The organism is Ferrimonas kyonanensis DSM 18153 (assembly GCF_000425405.1).
GTDB classification, from domain to species: Bacteria; Pseudomonadota; Gammaproteobacteria; order Enterobacterales; family Shewanellaceae; genus Ferrimonas; species Ferrimonas kyonanensis.
Genome location: NZ_KE384370.1, coordinates 56795 through 71946, shown reverse-complemented (window position 1 = coordinate 71946; position 15152 = coordinate 56795). Strand labels below are relative to the sequence as shown.

General features: G+C 55.3%; 15 protein-coding genes and 1 tRNA gene. 1 reads left to right on the top strand and 15 read right to left on the bottom strand.

Annotation, left to right across the window (positions count from 1 at the left end; all coding sequences use genetic code 11):
- Nucleotides 1–3 precede the first annotated feature (3 nt).
- The 9 genes from H598_RS0122200 to H598_RS0122160 form a co-directional block, all read right to left on the bottom strand.
- Nucleotides 4–79: transfer RNA gene (locus H598_RS0122200), tRNA-Lys, on the bottom strand.
- A 155-nt stretch (nucleotides 80–234) separates the two neighbouring features.
- Complete coding sequence (ybgF, locus tag H598_RS0122195) at nucleotides 235–1008, bottom strand: tol-pal system protein YbgF (protein WP_028114973.1); 774 nt, start codon at nucleotides 1006–1008, stop codon at nucleotides 235–237.
- Between the two features lie 16 nt (nucleotides 1009–1024).
- Nucleotides 1025–1558, bottom strand: a complete 534-nt coding sequence (pal, locus tag H598_RS0122190; protein ID WP_028114972.1) for a peptidoglycan-associated lipoprotein Pal — start codon at nucleotides 1556–1558, stop codon at nucleotides 1025–1027.
- 32 nt (nucleotides 1559–1590) lie between these two features.
- Nucleotides 1591–2946: a Tol-Pal system beta propeller repeat protein TolB gene (gene tolB, locus H598_RS0122185; RefSeq protein ID WP_028114971.1), complete on the bottom strand. Its 1356-nt coding sequence runs from the start codon at nucleotides 2944–2946 to the stop codon at nucleotides 1591–1593.
- 11 nt (nucleotides 2947–2957) lie between these two features.
- Entirely contained in the window at nucleotides 2958–3875 is a 918-nt protein-coding gene (gene tolA / locus H598_RS0122180) for a cell envelope integrity protein TolA (protein WP_028114970.1), read from the bottom strand.
- The gene (gene tolR, locus H598_RS0122175; RefSeq protein WP_028114969.1) at nucleotides 3876–4310 is read right to left on the bottom strand and encodes a protein TolR; all 435 of its coding nucleotides are present in this window, start codon (nucleotides 4308–4310) and stop codon (nucleotides 3876–3878) included.
- Nucleotides 4307–4993: a protein TolQ gene (gene tolQ, locus H598_RS0122170; RefSeq protein ID WP_028114968.1), complete on the bottom strand. Its 687-nt coding sequence runs from the start codon at nucleotides 4991–4993 to the stop codon at nucleotides 4307–4309. Before tolQ ends, tolR begins: the two co-directional genes overlap by 4 nt.
- Complete coding sequence (ybgC, locus tag H598_RS0122165; RefSeq protein WP_028114967.1) at nucleotides 4983–5384, bottom strand: tol-pal system-associated acyl-CoA thioesterase; 402 nt, start codon at nucleotides 5382–5384, stop codon at nucleotides 4983–4985. The genes tolQ and ybgC overlap by 11 nt, the downstream gene beginning before the upstream one ends.
- Before the next feature lie 164 nt (nucleotides 5385–5548).
- A complete protein-coding gene (locus H598_RS0122160) occupies nucleotides 5549–7681 on the bottom strand; it encodes a prolyl oligopeptidase family serine peptidase (RefSeq protein WP_028114966.1) in 2133 nt (710 codons plus the stop codon).
- A 546-nt stretch (nucleotides 7682–8227) separates the two neighbouring features.
- Between H598_RS0122160 and H598_RS25280 the strand changes: the two genes are divergently transcribed.
- Complete coding sequence (locus H598_RS25280) at nucleotides 8228–9583, top strand: dicarboxylate/amino acid:cation symporter (RefSeq protein ID WP_051252961.1); 1356 nt, start codon at nucleotides 8228–8230, stop codon at nucleotides 9581–9583.
- A gap of 77 nt (nucleotides 9584–9660) precedes the next feature.
- On the opposite strand, the gene H598_RS0122150 is transcribed toward H598_RS25280, so the two are convergent.
- From H598_RS0122150 to H598_RS0122125, 6 genes are all read right to left on the bottom strand, one after another.
- A complete protein-coding gene (locus H598_RS0122150) occupies nucleotides 9661–10323 on the bottom strand; it encodes a TorF family putative porin (RefSeq protein WP_035416452.1) in 663 nt (220 codons plus the stop codon).
- A gap of 21 nt (nucleotides 10324–10344) precedes the next feature.
- Nucleotides 10345–11697, bottom strand: coding sequence for a hypothetical protein (locus H598_RS0122145; RefSeq protein WP_028114964.1), 1353 nt, complete (start codon nucleotides 11695–11697; stop codon nucleotides 10345–10347).
- A 576-nt stretch (nucleotides 11698–12273) separates the two neighbouring features.
- Entirely contained in the window at nucleotides 12274–12603 is a 330-nt protein-coding gene (locus H598_RS25275) for a hypothetical protein (protein WP_051252960.1), read from the bottom strand.
- Entirely contained in the window at nucleotides 12596–13549 is a 954-nt protein-coding gene (locus H598_RS0122135) for a flagellar motor protein MotB (protein WP_245595640.1), read from the bottom strand. The genes H598_RS25275 and H598_RS0122135 overlap by 8 nt, the downstream gene beginning before the upstream one ends.
- A gap of 20 nt (nucleotides 13550–13569) precedes the next feature.
- A complete protein-coding gene (motA, locus tag H598_RS0122130; RefSeq protein ID WP_028114962.1) occupies nucleotides 13570–14427 on the bottom strand; it encodes a flagellar motor stator protein MotA in 858 nt (285 codons plus the stop codon).
- Complete coding sequence (locus H598_RS0122125; RefSeq protein WP_028114961.1) at nucleotides 14424–15152, bottom strand: RNA polymerase sigma factor FliA; 729 nt, start codon at nucleotides 15150–15152, stop codon at nucleotides 14424–14426. The genes motA and H598_RS0122125 overlap by 4 nt, the downstream gene beginning before the upstream one ends.

Here is a 15152-nt window from a genome sequence, read left to right as displayed (position 1 = left end):
AAGTGGTGGGTCGTGAAGGATTCGAACCTTCGACCAATTGGTTAAAAGCCAACTGCTCTACCAGCTGAGCTAACGACCCACTCGATTGTCGTCTGAGATGCCTCATCCGACGGGCGGCTATAATACCAATTTCGCTTTGGCGTGCAACTGGAAATCTGTCTTTTTTGGCCTTTTGCGCACAAAAACAACTAAGCGGTCAAAAAAGAGATTCTGCAGCCAGTGAAATTCTCTAACTTAGCCTTTTGACAGCTCTTTTTTCGCCAATTTGGCGGCATTGGAGTTGCCATATTCCTTCACCACGCGATTGAAATATTGCGTAGCACCGGCCTTATCTCCGCTCTCGGCGGCGATCAGTCCCAGCTTCAACAACGAATCGGCGCGTTTAGCGGAATCCGGATACTGAGAAACAACGGTATTAAAGGCCGTCTTAGCTTCAGTCAGTTCGCCCTTGTTGAACAGCAACTGCCCCAACCAATAGTGGGAGTTAGCAGTATAGGAAGACTGAGGGTAGTTTTCGATAAACTGCCGAAACGCCGGAATGGCATCGTCGTAACGACGCTGTTTCAGCACCAGATCCACCGCTTGCTGATAAGCCTCGGCTTCAGACAGGGACAGGTTAGGCGTCGCCACCGCTGCACTGCCGCCACTGGCGGGGATGCCCGCGCTGGGTAAGGAAGCCCCGCTTTTCAGCTGGGTCTCGATGCGACTCAATTCCTGATACAACTGACGCTGGCGCTCGACCATCTGTTGAACCTGGTACTGCTGGCTTTCAATTTGACCACGCAATTCAGACACTTCCGCCTGAAGCTGATCAAACATCTGTTGCATCTGCAGTTGAGCCTGGTTGCGCGCTTTCATTAGGCGCTCAAGGCGGCTAACGCGAGAATTCAGGTCGGTGCCGGAAAGAGACGGGGAGGTGTTTTCAGCTGCTTCTATAACGGGAGCGGGCGCAGCCTGAAGCTGCGCCCCCATGAATAGAAGAGCTGTTGCAATAACAGCTTTCTTCATAAGTTAACCGTATCGATTAGTAAACCAGTACCGCGCGACGGTTCTTAGCGTGAGCGGCTTCGGTAGCGGAACCGTCCAGAGGCTTCTCTTCACCGTAAGATACGATGGAGATTTGAGAGGACAGTACGCCCAGACCCTGCAGGTAACGGGATACCGCTTTAGCACGACGCTCGCCCAGGGCGATGTTGTACTCAGGGGTACCACGCTCATCAGCATGGCCTTCAATCAGAACTTTAACACCTGGGTTTTCAATCAGGTAGTTAGCGTGAGCTTCCAGCAATTCGCCGAACTCAGCCTGGATGTCGCTGCGATCGAAGTCGAAGTACAGGATGTGCTCTTTACGCAGTTCCTGGTACTTCAGGCGCTGTTGCTCAGCAGGAGTCAGTACTGGCTCAATGGCGCCAGTCTGTACACCGCTGTCTACGGCTTGCTCATTGGTAGTGTTACCAGTCTGGGACTGGCTGTCGCTATCAGAGGTACTGGAACACGCTGTCAGCGCCAGAGCCGGTACAGCAATCAGCATACCTTTGAGTAGGCTATTCAGTTTCATCTGAGTTTTCCTTTTAAATAATTTCTTTCCAATCAAAGATAAGGCGACCAAGAAGGCGCTTTCACACTGCCTACCTGAGTCGGAATTCGCGCCTTAAATCGGCCGTCCACCGACACGGCAGCCAGAACCTGGCGGCCATTGTGACTCGTCCCATAAATGATCATGGTGCCATTCGGGGCAACACTTGGGGATTCATCCAGATAGGTTTCGGTCAACACATCCATAAAGCCGGTAGTCAGCTCCATGCGAGCAATGTGGTAACGTCCGTTGGTCCGGTTCACCATCACCAAGTAACGACCATCCGGTGTAATAGAACCACCGAGGTTCCACTCCCCCTGGAAGGTCAAACGCTGGATCCTTCCGGTATCCAAATATACGCGATAAATCTGCGGCCGACCACCCCGTTCAGACGTGAAAATCAACGATTTACCATCCGGGTGCCAGCTGGGTTCGGTGTCAATGGCATAATGGTTGGTAATGCGTCGCAACGCTTTACTGGCCAAATCCATGACGTAGATCTCAGAGTTGCCGTCTTTTGACAGGCTCATCGCCATCTGCTTGCCGTCCGGCGACCACGCCGGCGAGCCATTGATGCCTTCAAAGCTGGTCAGCCGTTGGCGCTGCTGGGTGTACAGATCCTGAATGTAGATCTCGGAACGGTTCTTCTCGAACGACACGTACGCCAGTTTGCGGCCGTCGGGCGACCACGATGGCGACATCAGCGGCTCTTTAGAACGCAACAACACCTTTTCGTTATAGCCATCATAGTCGGCTACTCGAAGCTGAAACTTGAATGCATCGGCATCATCCACGGTCACGTAGCTGATGCGAGTCAAGAACGCCCCCTTGATGCCGGTCAGGGCTTCATAGACCAGATCGGAGATGCGGTGGCCGTACTGGCGGAACTGGCTGCCACGGATCACCGTGTCACGCCCCTCAAGGATGTGATCCTGAGTCTGCACCAACTTGCCGTTCTGCAGTCCGCGACTGTCACCGCCGGTCATCTGCGCCCGAACCAGGTCCACCAACTCAAAACTGACCTGGTACTGGTCTGGACCAAACTCACTGACCTTGCCCACCACTACCGCTTCGGCGCCGGTCTCGATCCAGGCTTTGAGGTTCAGCTCGGCGGCCGATCCGACCCGACTGGGCATCAGCCCCTGGGCGATGGGGTTAAAGGTCCCGGAACGACGCAGGTCGGAAGAGACCACATCGGCGATCTGCTCAGGCATGGCGCCCTGGCCTTCCCAGACAAAAGGCACCACGGCAACCGGGCGGGCTGCATCGATGCCTTCGGTTATCACGATTTCCAATGTGGCCCGGGCCGGCATTGCCACCAGGGTGAACAGCGCCAAACACGCCATCATTACTCGTTGTTTTAATCTCATCTGGCCTTTCACTATTGCTCGGGTTGTACCGTTAAGTTGATATCTTTCAATTTGGCGTAGACGTCGGCCTCCGGCGACACCGGCAACTTACCGGCGGCATTGATGGCCGCCTGAGTCGCCCGGCAGACACTGGTGTCACCATCCAGGGTCTTACTGGAAATCACAAAACCGTCCGGTGCCAGTTTAATGTTTACTCGACACTCTTTACCACGCATGCTGGTGTTGGTGCGCAGGTTACGCTGGATGGTCTGGCGAATCAGTACCTCGTACCGCTGCACTTCCGACAACACCTGTTGGTTGCGGGCCGCCGACAACTGCGCCTGCTCGGCCGCCAATTGATCCGCCAGCTCCTTCTCACGGGCACGTCGAGCGGCTTCTTCGGCCTCTTTGCGCTTGCGCTCCTGCTCTTTGCGCTTACGCTCGGCCTCCGCCTGTTCGGCTTTGCGTTTTCGTTCTGCTTCGGCTTTCTTGGCGGCGTCTTCCGCCGCCTTGCGATCCCGCTCAGCTTTCTGCTTCGCCGCTTCTTCGCGCTTGCGTTGATCCGCCAGTTTTTTGGCTTGCTCCTGCTCTTTCTTCTGCTTCAGCTTGGCTTGCTTGGCCGCTTCATTGGCCTTTTTGATTTCCAGCTCTTTGTTTTTACGATCCCGCTCCAGCTTACGCAGCTTTTCCTGCTCGGCCTTGCGCTTGCGCTCCAGTTCATTCTGGCGCTGACGCTCTGCCGCCGCCGCATCGGCCTTGGCTTTTTTGATTCGCTCAACCTGCTTTTGCACCTGGGCCTGGTCGACGACCACGGCCTGCACCACCGGCGCGCTGGCCTGGGGCTGGGGTTTGGGCTTAGATTGAAAATTCACACTCAGTGCCAGCAAGGCAAACAGGCCCACATGGGCCAGCAAAGAGAGAATGAACGGCAGGGTCAGTTTCTGTTGCATTTACTGCTCCGCACTCTCGGTCATCAGTCCCACCGACGGCACACCGGCTTTCTGCAGGCTCACCATCAGTTGAATCACTTCATCGTAAGAAACCTGGCGATCCCCTTTCACCACCACCGGCCGCTGAGGGTCGAGCTGCAGCTCCGCCGCCACCAATGCCGCCAGCTCATCGAGCATCAGCGGGCGATCGTCCTGTACGCTGCCATTATCAAGGAAATACTGCGCTTCGGCGGTTACCGATGCCACCAGCGGCGGCTTGGAATCCCGTTTCAACGGCTCCGCCTCTCCCTGGGGCAGATCCACTTTGACCCCCTGAGAGATAATGGGGGCGGTGGCCATAAAGATGATCAGCAGCACCAGCATCACGTCGATGTAGGGCACCACATTGATTTCGGCGACCTTACGCCGCCGCTTGCGCTGGAAGCCTTGCATCAACGGCCTTCCTTATCACTGAAGGCCTGGCGATGCAGAATGCTGGAGAACTCCTCGATAAAGTTGATGTAGCTGTTTTCCAGCTTTTCCACCTTGGTGGAGTAACGGTTAAAGAAGATCACCGCCGGAATCGCCGCAAACAGGCCCATGGCGGTTGCAATCAAGGCTTCGGCAATACCAGGAGCCACCATGTTGAGGGTGGCGTTTTGTACCGCTCCCAGGGCAATAAAGGCGTTCATGATGCCCCAGACTGTACCAAACAGACCGATGTAGGGACTGGTGGAACCAATGGTAGCCAGCAGTGACAGGTTGGACTCCAGCTTGTCGACTTCCCGAGACAGAGCAACCCGCATGGCACGCTGAGAGCCATCCATGATGGCGCCGCCGCTGGTGGCGGTCTGATTCAGGCGCATGTATTCCTTAAAGCCAGCGGTAAACAGCAACTCCATGCCGGTGTTGCGGTCTCCTCGGGAGGACAGCTCCTGGTACAGGCGGCTCAGATCGACACCGGACCAGAAACGGTCTTCAAATTTCTTGGCATTGACGGTGGCACTGTTCAACACGTTACGGCGCTGAATGATCACGGCCCAGCCGGTAATGGACAACAGCAACAGCATCAGCATCACCAGCTTTACCAGTAAGCTGGCTTCCAGAAAAAGATTGATAAAGGAAATTTCAGCTGACACCCGTTAACTCCTGTTTAATATGCGAAGGGATCGCCACCGGCGTAAAACCGCTGGCATTAATGCAAACCACTTTGACGTCGGCCTGGCAGTATCGCTGACCTTCGTCATCCACCAAAGACTGACTGAACACCATGCTGGCGCCCCCCATCTTGGTGATCTCGGTCTCGACAGTCAGATGTTGGTTAAACCGGGCCGGACGAACAAAATCGATGTTCATGTTACGCACCACAAACAGCACGTCTTCAGCCATCAGCTGATCCTGCTCAAAGCCATGCTGACGTAACATCTCTGACCGGGCGTGCTCGAAGAAGTTCAGGTAATTGGCGTGGTAGACCACCCCGCCTGCATCAGTATCCGAATAGTACACTCTGATGGGCCAACGAAACGCCATTTCCCTTCCTGTTCACTGTCTAAAACCTGTTGGAATGACTGGCTACTATACCCCATGACCCAAAGTGATGGCAGTCCAGAAATGCTAAGTTTGAGTTTCAAATTGCGTCAGTTAACAAAAAAGGGAGGCTAAGCCTCCCCGATCGCACAGTTACTGAACAGCGGTTACTGGATTCGCTCCGGCAACGTCAGGCCGAAGTTGTGCCACAAGAAGGCGTAGATGTCGCGGAACTCGGCAATCTTCATGGCAGTCGGTTTACCCGCACCGTGACCCGCCTTGGTTTCGATCCGAGCAATGACCGGTGCATCCCCCTGCTGCTGATGCTGCAACTCGGCGGTAAACTTAAAGCTGTGAGACGGCACCACCCGATCGTCGTGATCGGCGGTCATCACCATGGTGGCCGGGTAGGCCTGCTTCACCACATTGTGCAGTGGCGAATACGCCCGCAGGTAACCAAAGTCCTCGGCATTGTCGGCACTGCCGTATTCCGAGGTCCAGGCCCAGCCAATGGTGAACTTCTGGAAACGCAACATGTCCAGCACGCCGACCGCGGGCAATACCGCCGCAAACAGGTCCGGACGCTGAGTCAGCGCCGCGCCCATCAGCAGGCCGCCGTTACTGCGTCCGTACGCCCCCAGCTTGCTGCTGTTGGTGTAGTTCTGGGCAATCAGATACTCCGCCGCCGCGTAGTAATCATCAAACACATTCTGCTTCTTCTCCTTCATGCCCCCCTGGTGCCAGGCTTCGCCGTACTCCGCACCGCCGCGCAAGTTAGGCACCGCGTAGACACCGCCCATATCCAGCCAGGCAATGGTGGCCGGAGAGAAACGAGGGGTCAGCGAGATATTGAAACCGCCATAGGCATACAGCAGCGTCGGGTTGTTGCCGTCCTTCTTCATCCCCTTCTTGTAGGAGATGATCATCGGCACCCGGGTGCCGTCCTTACTGGTGTAAAACACCTGTTCAGACACGTAATCTGCCGGGCTGAAGGCCACGTCCGGGATGTTGTAAGCGCTGACTTCGCTGCCGTTGAAGTCGTAGCGATACACTCCGGTCGGATGGATGTAGGAGTTGAACAGGAAGTACATCTGCTGATCATCGCGACCACCGCTGATGCCGACCACCCGGCCGGCTCCGGGCAATGCCAGGGTCTGCTGCAGCTCGCCCTTAAGGCCGTACACCTGAACTTCGGCCAGCACGTCTTTCAGATAGCTGACCACAAAGCGGTTATTGATGATCGAGGCGTTGTAGATGGTGTTGTCGGTCTCAGCCACCAGTTCGCGCCAATGGGCTTTCTGCGGCTTAGTCAGATCAACCGCAATGATGCGGCCCTTAGGAGCCTGGTAATCGGTCTTGAAGTAAAAGGTATCGCCGTCGTTGCCCAGAAACAGATACTCCGCTTCCAGTTCCGACATCAACTCAACGGTGTTGCCGGTCGCCAGTTCTTGATAGAAGAACCGGTTGCGGGGATCGGTGCCCTGGGACACGGTGATAAGCAAGTACTTACCGTCGTCAGACAACTCGGTGCCAAAACCCCAGTCTTTCTGATCCGGACGGTGGTACACCAAGGTGTCCTCAGACTGAGGGGTGCCCAACTTGTGGTAATACACCTTCTGGAAGTAGTTGGCCTGCTCCATCTTGTTATCGCCGGCCGCCGGGGCATCATAACGGGAATACCAGACCCCCTCACCCTGCTTGTCCCAGGTGGCGGAGGAGAATTTAATCCACTCCAGCTTGTCGGTCAGGGCCTCGCCGGTGGCGATATTGACGAACTGCCACTGCTGCCAGTCGGAGCCCGATTGAGAGGTCCCGTAGGCCAACCACTGTCCCTGCTCGCTGATGCTGACTCCGGACAGGGCGATGGTGCCATCGCTGGAAAAGCCGTTGGGGTCCAGCAACACCTTGTCATGCTTGCCCTGCTTATCGGCACGGTACAACACCGACTGGCTCTGAAGGCCGTCGTTGCGATAGAAAAACTGATTCTCACCTTTGACCTCCGGCGGGCTCAGTTTCTCGTAGTTCCACAGTTGCGTGATGCGATCCTCAATCACAGTGCGATTTGGGATCTGAGCCAGATAACGATCGCCATAGCTCTGTTGACGTTTTACCCAATCTGCCGTCTCGGCGCTGTCCAGGTCTTCCAGCCAGCGATAGGGGTCAGCCACCTGAGTCCCATGCAGGCTGTCAACCACTGTACTGCGGGCGGTTTCGGGTACAGCACTGTGCTGCTCCTTATCCATCGACTGGCACCCGCTCAGCAGGGACGCGGCCAGCATAGAAAATGCCAAAATGCGCATTGTTATTCCTTTATTATGATTTTGTAGACCGGCTCACTATAACCAGCCATGGGATTTCAGCCAAGAGCGATCGTTTTCAATATTATTTTTGCTTACACACATAAGCCAGTGTGACTCAGCGCCCACTTTGCCACAAACTGTGCCCGCAACCCTTATCAACCGGCCATTCAGGTTTGAATCCAGCACTCCCTACGACCGAAATTGAATCAAAGTTAAATGAGAAAAACTAATGCAAAAAAGCAATTTTTCTTGGTTGTCCCAAGGGAAAGGGTTGCCATAGAATAGCGGTCATTGAGGAGATAACGACTCTCCGAGTCAACGATTTCCTACCGGGGTGACACCTAAGCAAGGTCAACCCGGGAATAAGGTTCTTTTGCTTAACTTCCTTCTTTTTTGTTGATTGCTATTCTGCCCGCTGAACTTCAGCGGGCTTTTTTTTGCCTGTCATTCAAGCCATTGCAGCATCCTGACCACAGGGGTATCCTCATACACGCTAGCGATGGTCAGCAACAATCCGTCGCCCTGAACCGCCACGGAGGACAGTTCATGCCAGCTCCCGCCTCAACCAACACGATGGACATCGGCTCCATTACCCTGCTTATCCGCACCCACCTGTGGGCACAAATTCTGCTTGCCATGGTGCTGGGTCTGAGCACCGGGCTGCTGCTGTCTCCCCATGGGGCCGCTCTGCTCACCGACAACACCAGCGCCCTGGCCGCCGATTGGCTGGCCCTGCCCGGAGCGGTATTCCTCAACCTGATTCAGATGATGGTGATTCCGCTGGTGCTCTCCTCCATCGTGCTGGGATTGTGTTCCAGTGGCGATTCCGGTTACCTGAAGCAAGTCGGAATGAGGATTCTGCCCTACTTTGTGACCACCACCACCATCGCCGTCAGTATCGGCATTGTGTTAACCCTGACTCTGCGCCCCGGCGACCACATCGATGCCAGTCTGGTTCAGCATGCCAGTGCCGCGGCCAGCCGAATGTCCGATCCGCAATTGATGCCGAGCCTGTCATTGCCCGAGCGCATCGCCCAATTGATCCCCACCAACATTAATCAGGCCATGGTCACCAAAGACATGCTGCAGATCGTCATCTACGCCATCATATTGGGGGTGGCCATTACCGCCCTGCCCCTGACAATGACCGCACCGCTGACGGCCTTGCTGCAAAGCGTACAAGAGGTGTCACTCAAAGTGGTTGGCTGGGCGATGATGCTGGCGCCGTACGCGGTGTTTGGTCTGCTGGCTGAGCTGGCGATTCGCCTTGGCCCCGACGCCATACTCGGCATGTCGGCCTATGTCGGTGTGGTGCTACTGGGCTTGCTGTTGCTGCTGAGTGTGTACTTACTGATGGTGGCGGTGCTGGCCCATCGCTCACCCCAGTGGTTTCTGCGCCAGGTTCGCCAGGTACAGTTGCTGGCGTTCTCCACCTCCAGCTCCGCCGCCGTCATGCCGCTGTCGATGAAAACCGCCCAGGATTCATTACAGGTGTCGCCGGGCATCGCCCGTTTCGTGGTTCCACTGGGCGCCACGGTCAACATGGATGGCACGGCTCTTTACCAGGTGGTTGCCGCGCTGTTTTTGACCCAGGTTTACGGCATAGAACTGAGCCAGGGGCAGATATTGATGCTGACCATTACCACCGTCGGCGCGTCCATCGGTTCCCCCAGTACCCCGGGGGTGGGCATCGTCATTCTCGCCACCATTCTCCATGGTATCGGCGTCCCCGCCCAGGGCATCGCCCTGTTGATTGGGGTCGACCGCCTGCTGGATATGTGCCGCACCGCCATCAACGTCAGCGGTGATCTGACCGCCTGCCTGATCATGGAGCGTTGGCTCGGCCACCGGCTGTCGCCACAGCCACCGGCCTCGGCCGACGCTCAGACCAGTGCGTCGTAACTCGCAGACAGAAAAAAGCCCCGGCCAAACCCGGGGCTTTGACTCAGCTGAGGGACAGACTGAATCGTAACTTGTGCTTACAGCCAGTAGGCCACACCGATCATGTAGTGGTCGTCGTCATACTCGTGGTAACTGGCTTCCAACAACAGGCTGAATGTATCCCAGAACGGATAATCGTAACGCAGTGCCACATCATAGAACTCATCCGCCGGGTTGGCTTCATCACCGTAACCGTAGTTTTCGGCATCGGTAAACCACCCGCCGTGCACCACCAGGGTGCTGTCCGCAAACAGGGCCACCGAGTAATTCAGCTCGCTGTACCAGGCTTTCACATCCTCGTCGTAATTGACGGTGGCGCTCAGGTTGCGGTAGTCCACCGACACCGTGTACTCCAGAGTGTCATCGCCGTCACCAAAGGTGTATTTCATGGCGCTGAGGCCCATACCCAGATCGTCGTTAAACATGTGGTAGTAACCACCGTAGTAATCGATCTCGTAGTCCTTGACCTCATCGGCGCCATCCTCATACCGATAGGTCTCATAGGAGACGCCACCGTAAAGGCCGATGTCATGCTCCAGCATGAAGTCGGACTGCAGCGAGGGATTGTCCAGGCTGATGCTCTGACCGCGCCACAGATAGTTGCTCAGCCCCATCATATAGCCTGATGCCGACACCGGCGCCTGTGCCGCCAATGCCTGAGTACTCAACAGTGCCAAAGCAGCAATGGTAATGGATTTCATAGTAATACTCCTGATAGTGACTTAGTGCTTAGGCAAACGGTTGGCAGGGACAATCCACTGGGTTTCCGACACCGGATCGGTAATGCCAAGCTGAACGTCGCTGTGTTTTAGGAAGATGTCGTTGTCGGTGTTATGGCAGTTCTCACACATCCGCTTACTGGTGCGGGCTTCCGCCGTGGCCAGCGGGTTCTTGCTGACAAAGTGGGCGGCAAAGGGAACCCAATAAGACTTGGTGGCCGGATCCTTCAGATTCACTACCGCCTTACTGTCTTTGCTGACACCACCAGAGTGACTCAGGGGCACCAGTTTGCTGTGAGGATCGTTGGCAACACTCAGGCCCAGTTTAATGTTCTCATCCCCTACTTCGCCGACGGCGCCTTTAACGACCCGCTTAAGGGTTTCCCAGGTACCGACGGATTCAGGCGAGTCTTCATGGCAACCAAAACAGTTGGTGTAGGGCTGAGTATGACAAGCGGTGCATTTCAATTTTTCATTGTGATTAATTAACGCCGCCTTACCGGTCAGCAATTCGGTGTGATCGTCAATCTTATCCTGATGACAGTCTTCACACTTAACTTGAATAATGTCCTTTTTTTGAGTCTGTTCAAAATGCCCCTTGGTTATATTATCCGGCCCGCCAGAATATAAATTACCTTCTGGAATCTCGTTAATATCTCGACCATGAAACTCTTGTTGAGCGCTGTGACAATCGGTACAGCTCATGTTGTGTTTCGTCACGTGGGCGTCTAACTCTTTATGAGTCTCGGCATTTTCATAGTGACAGGTTTCACAGGTTTGCTCCGGATCGGCATTTTTCACGAACGCGTGCTTATTCAACAACCCTCCGCCGACGTAATCCGGTTGGCTGATGTGGCACTGGCCACAGGTGGCGTGACAACTGTTACACCCCTCCACTTCGGCATGGTGCATCTCATCATACAGCTCCTGGGCATTAGGGGTTTGCGCCAAGCGCTCCACCAGCCCCTTGGCAATGCCGTTGACGGTGTAGTGCAGTGAGTGACGGAAGTTGGTAACCATCTCCTCGCCATGACAGTCACTGCACACCGAACCACCGTCGGCAGTCGGGTCGCTCTGAATGGCCGGGTGCCAGGATTTGGCCTTGCTGGCATCGGCCTGGTGGCAGTCGCTGCAATCAAGTTCCCCGTGGCTGGCCATGGCATCAAGACTCACCTGAAGCTGGGCAGCCCGTTGTTCGGCGCTTAACTCACCGGTGGCAAGCTGTTTCTTCTCGATCATTTTCTGCAGTAGTTTGGCGTTCTTATGGCAATTGAGACAACTGTCCTGGGCCAGTGAACTGGCACTAAACAGGGCCGCAACCACAGTCAGACAGACCAGTGGATTGGTAGTTTTCATCATCATTTCCTTGGTATTGCGCGACATCGAAATTTTAAATGACATTTAAACTTCGATTCTCGAGCAATAATTACAGTGGCATTTCCATCATCAAATTACCTTCGAGCACATTTAACCCGACAGGTTATTTGAAGTTATTAAGCAAGTTCGAATTACTCATCAAATAATTCCACTGTATTGTGGCGCCCCGCCATCGACGTCAACCGTGACAGTAATCACACACATGGATATTCAAATATTAAAACTGTTACCTGATTCCGAATATTAAATTGCCGGGAAAAGCGTTTCCCATATTCCGAAACCCACCCCGAAAACGTCTATTTCGAATCCAACTGGGATCCTGACCTCACCCTGCTCCCGGCCTCGAGAAAAAGATTCGCAGTGCCATTGAGAGGCTATGGGCATTAACCACGCTCCGCCCCGGCATCGCCGCCCATCGAGCCCTAACCCGGACACCAACAAAAAAGCGGACGCGTCAGCAGCGCCCCTGGCAGGAGTGAAATTGAGATCAGCGCGGAGCTCGCCGTAACTGGCAGGGAAAAGAGTAGCCGGCGCCAGGCCGACTACCTGAAGGCATCAGTAAAAAAAGAAAAAGCCAATCAATAACAACACAATCAGCAGAGTGCTGGCGGTGACCGGGTACAGCAGGTAGCCATCCCCGGCGCGCCGGGCCCGCATCAAGGTCAACTTCAACAGGAAAAACTGCAGCATAATGATGCCGCCACCGGCCAGAGTACCGGCCAGGAAGCTCAAACTGTCGATCTTCATCATCAGCAAGCCGGCCACCAGCCAGTTCACCAGGATCAGGTACAGGAACACCTTCTGCAGCCGATCCGGGCCATTGCGAACAAAGGCCGGATCCTCCTGATTAGCTTTGCTTTTTTGGGTATTAGGGGCGTTAGTCATTGTATCTCAACCTAGGGCTGTTGGACTCGGCTCGAGAGCGGGCTTGCTGCATCTGGGCGCCACTCAAACCATGCTGGTCAAACAGGGTCTGCTCCCCCTCGTCACTGAGAATAAACAGCTCGATGCGCCGATTCTGCGCCGCCATCGGATCCGCGTCATTCAGCAACATCTGGTCGGCATAACCAGCCACCTGCAGTACCCGGCTGGCATCGACACCGCCAATCACCAGTGCCCGCCGAGCCTCCAGTGCCCGCATCGATGACAACTCCCAGTTGGTCTTGCGATTGCCGGCAAAGGGCGCCGAGTCGGTATGACCACTGACAATAAAGCGGTTTTTCACCGGTGCCAGAATCTCCGCCAGCGACAGCATCAGATCTTCAAAATAGGGCTCCATCTGATTGCGGCCACGCTTGAACATAAATTGATCCGACGAGTCCTGAATCACGATGCGCAGCCCCTGAGGCGTCATTTCAAAATCCACATGCTTGGCAATTTCACTGTTCTGAGTGACGTCGTGCACTTGCTGAGCCAGGGTCTGCAACTGGATCTGGGTATCACTGCTGCCCGGTACCATGGCATTGAGTTCATCGCCCTTACCGGCCAACGAGTCCACCTCACCTTCGGGGATGTTATTAAACATCGCCACCCCCGCCTGTTCCGGGCCGGTACCGGTCGCCGGTATGGCCGCTTTGTCCAGGCTCGGTCTGCCCTCAAAGTCGATGATGGAGCTATTGACACTGGTCGCCAGTGGGTTGGCGCCCTGTTCAATCGGTGGCCCGTTGAGCTGCTGCACAATGGCCTGACGTTCCTGCTGATCGGCGATCTGCATCAGCCACATCACCATGAAGAAACACATCATCGCCAGGGTAAAATCGGCGAACGCGACTTTCCAGGCGCCACCATGGCTGCCCCCGTGTTTCCTTTTCTTACCCTTTTTAATGATCACTGGCGACTTTCCTTGCTGCATCAAAGTTGTTGTGCCTCAAGCCAACGTTCAACCTCGATAAAGCTGGGTCGATTCTCATGCTGAATCTGACGCCGCCCGGCATCAATGGCCAACAGAGGTGGCTTGCCTTTGGCGTGCATCACCAGAATGGCGGCCATGCACCTGAGTCGAGCGGTGTGCCGGTCCACCAGATGCTCCAGGGCGGTGGCCAGCGGGTCGAACATACAATAACAAGCGAAGATGCCGATGAAGGTCCCGACCAAGGCGGCTGCGACCTTGACCCCAATCATGGTCAACGGTCCATCGATGCTGCCCATGGTAATGATGATCCCCATCACCGCCGCCAGGATGCCGAAGCCCGGCATCGCCTCGGCGACTTTTGACAGCGCCTCGGACGGCCGAAGATGATCCTCGTGAATCCGTTCGATCTCCTCTTCGAGAAGTGTTTCCAGGTCGTGAGGTGCCACCTTGGCCATGGATTGCATCCGCAGGTTATCGACGATGAACTGCAGCAGTTCCTCCTGCTTGAGTACCGCCGGATACATCAGAAACATCGAACTCTCATTGGGATTTTCGATGTGCTCATCCAGCACCTTCATCCCCTGAGACTGCAGTTGACTCAACAGCACATGCATCAAGCCAAACACCTGTGGGTATAACTCGGGATCCTCGGACTCATTGGCCCACAGATCTTTCAGCTGATGCCACATATCCTTGATGACGTCGATGGGGTTGGCGATGAACAGCGCACCAATACCGGCGCCAAAAATAATCACCATCTCCGCCGGCTGCCACAGGTTGGACAGGTAGCCGCCGTGGGACGCGTAACCCCCGAAGACCGCCAACAGCAAACCAATAAAACCTAACATTTTTTTCATACGTGTCGTCTCTTCTCGGGGGTTTGCCACTGCTGCAGAATCTGTTGCAGCTGACTGACAGCCAGCTTATGCAGCTGACACACCCTCGATTCCGTCAGCCCCAGGGTCAGGGCAATCTCTTTCAGGTTCAGCTCATGTTGGTAATAGAGGCCAAGCACCAGTTGTTCTCTCTGCTTCAACTGGCCCAGTGCCTTAACCAGCGTGCGTTTGTCGATAAAACGGTTCTGGCCGTCCTGACCCGCATCCGGTTCCACGCCGTTCTGAAACAGCTCATCCAGGCTCTGCATCGATTCAGCCTGGCTGGCGTACAGCCTCTCTCTGAGCTGTTCCGGCGTCAGCGCCATCGCCTCGGCCACTTCGCTGTCCCGGGGCGGTCGCCCCAGCTCTCTGGAGAGCTTGCGAACGATGTCGTTAAACTCATGAGCCTGCTGGCGTACCGGCCGTGGTCGCCAGTCCAGGCGCCTGAGTTCATCGAGAATCGCGCCTCGAATCCGCTTGCTGGCAAAGTTGATGAAACCGCCGTCCAGTTCGCCCGGGTAGCGGCGCAGGGAATCGAGCAAGGCCATCATGCCGATCTGCTCCATATCCTGCACTTCCAACATGGTGCCGCAATGGCTACGCAACTGATTGACGGCCTTTTTCACCAGAGGCAGAAACTGACTCAGTTGTTCCGATTCCGAGCCGCTGCGACTCTCACTCTCGTAACTGCAAGCCTGAGCTAACAT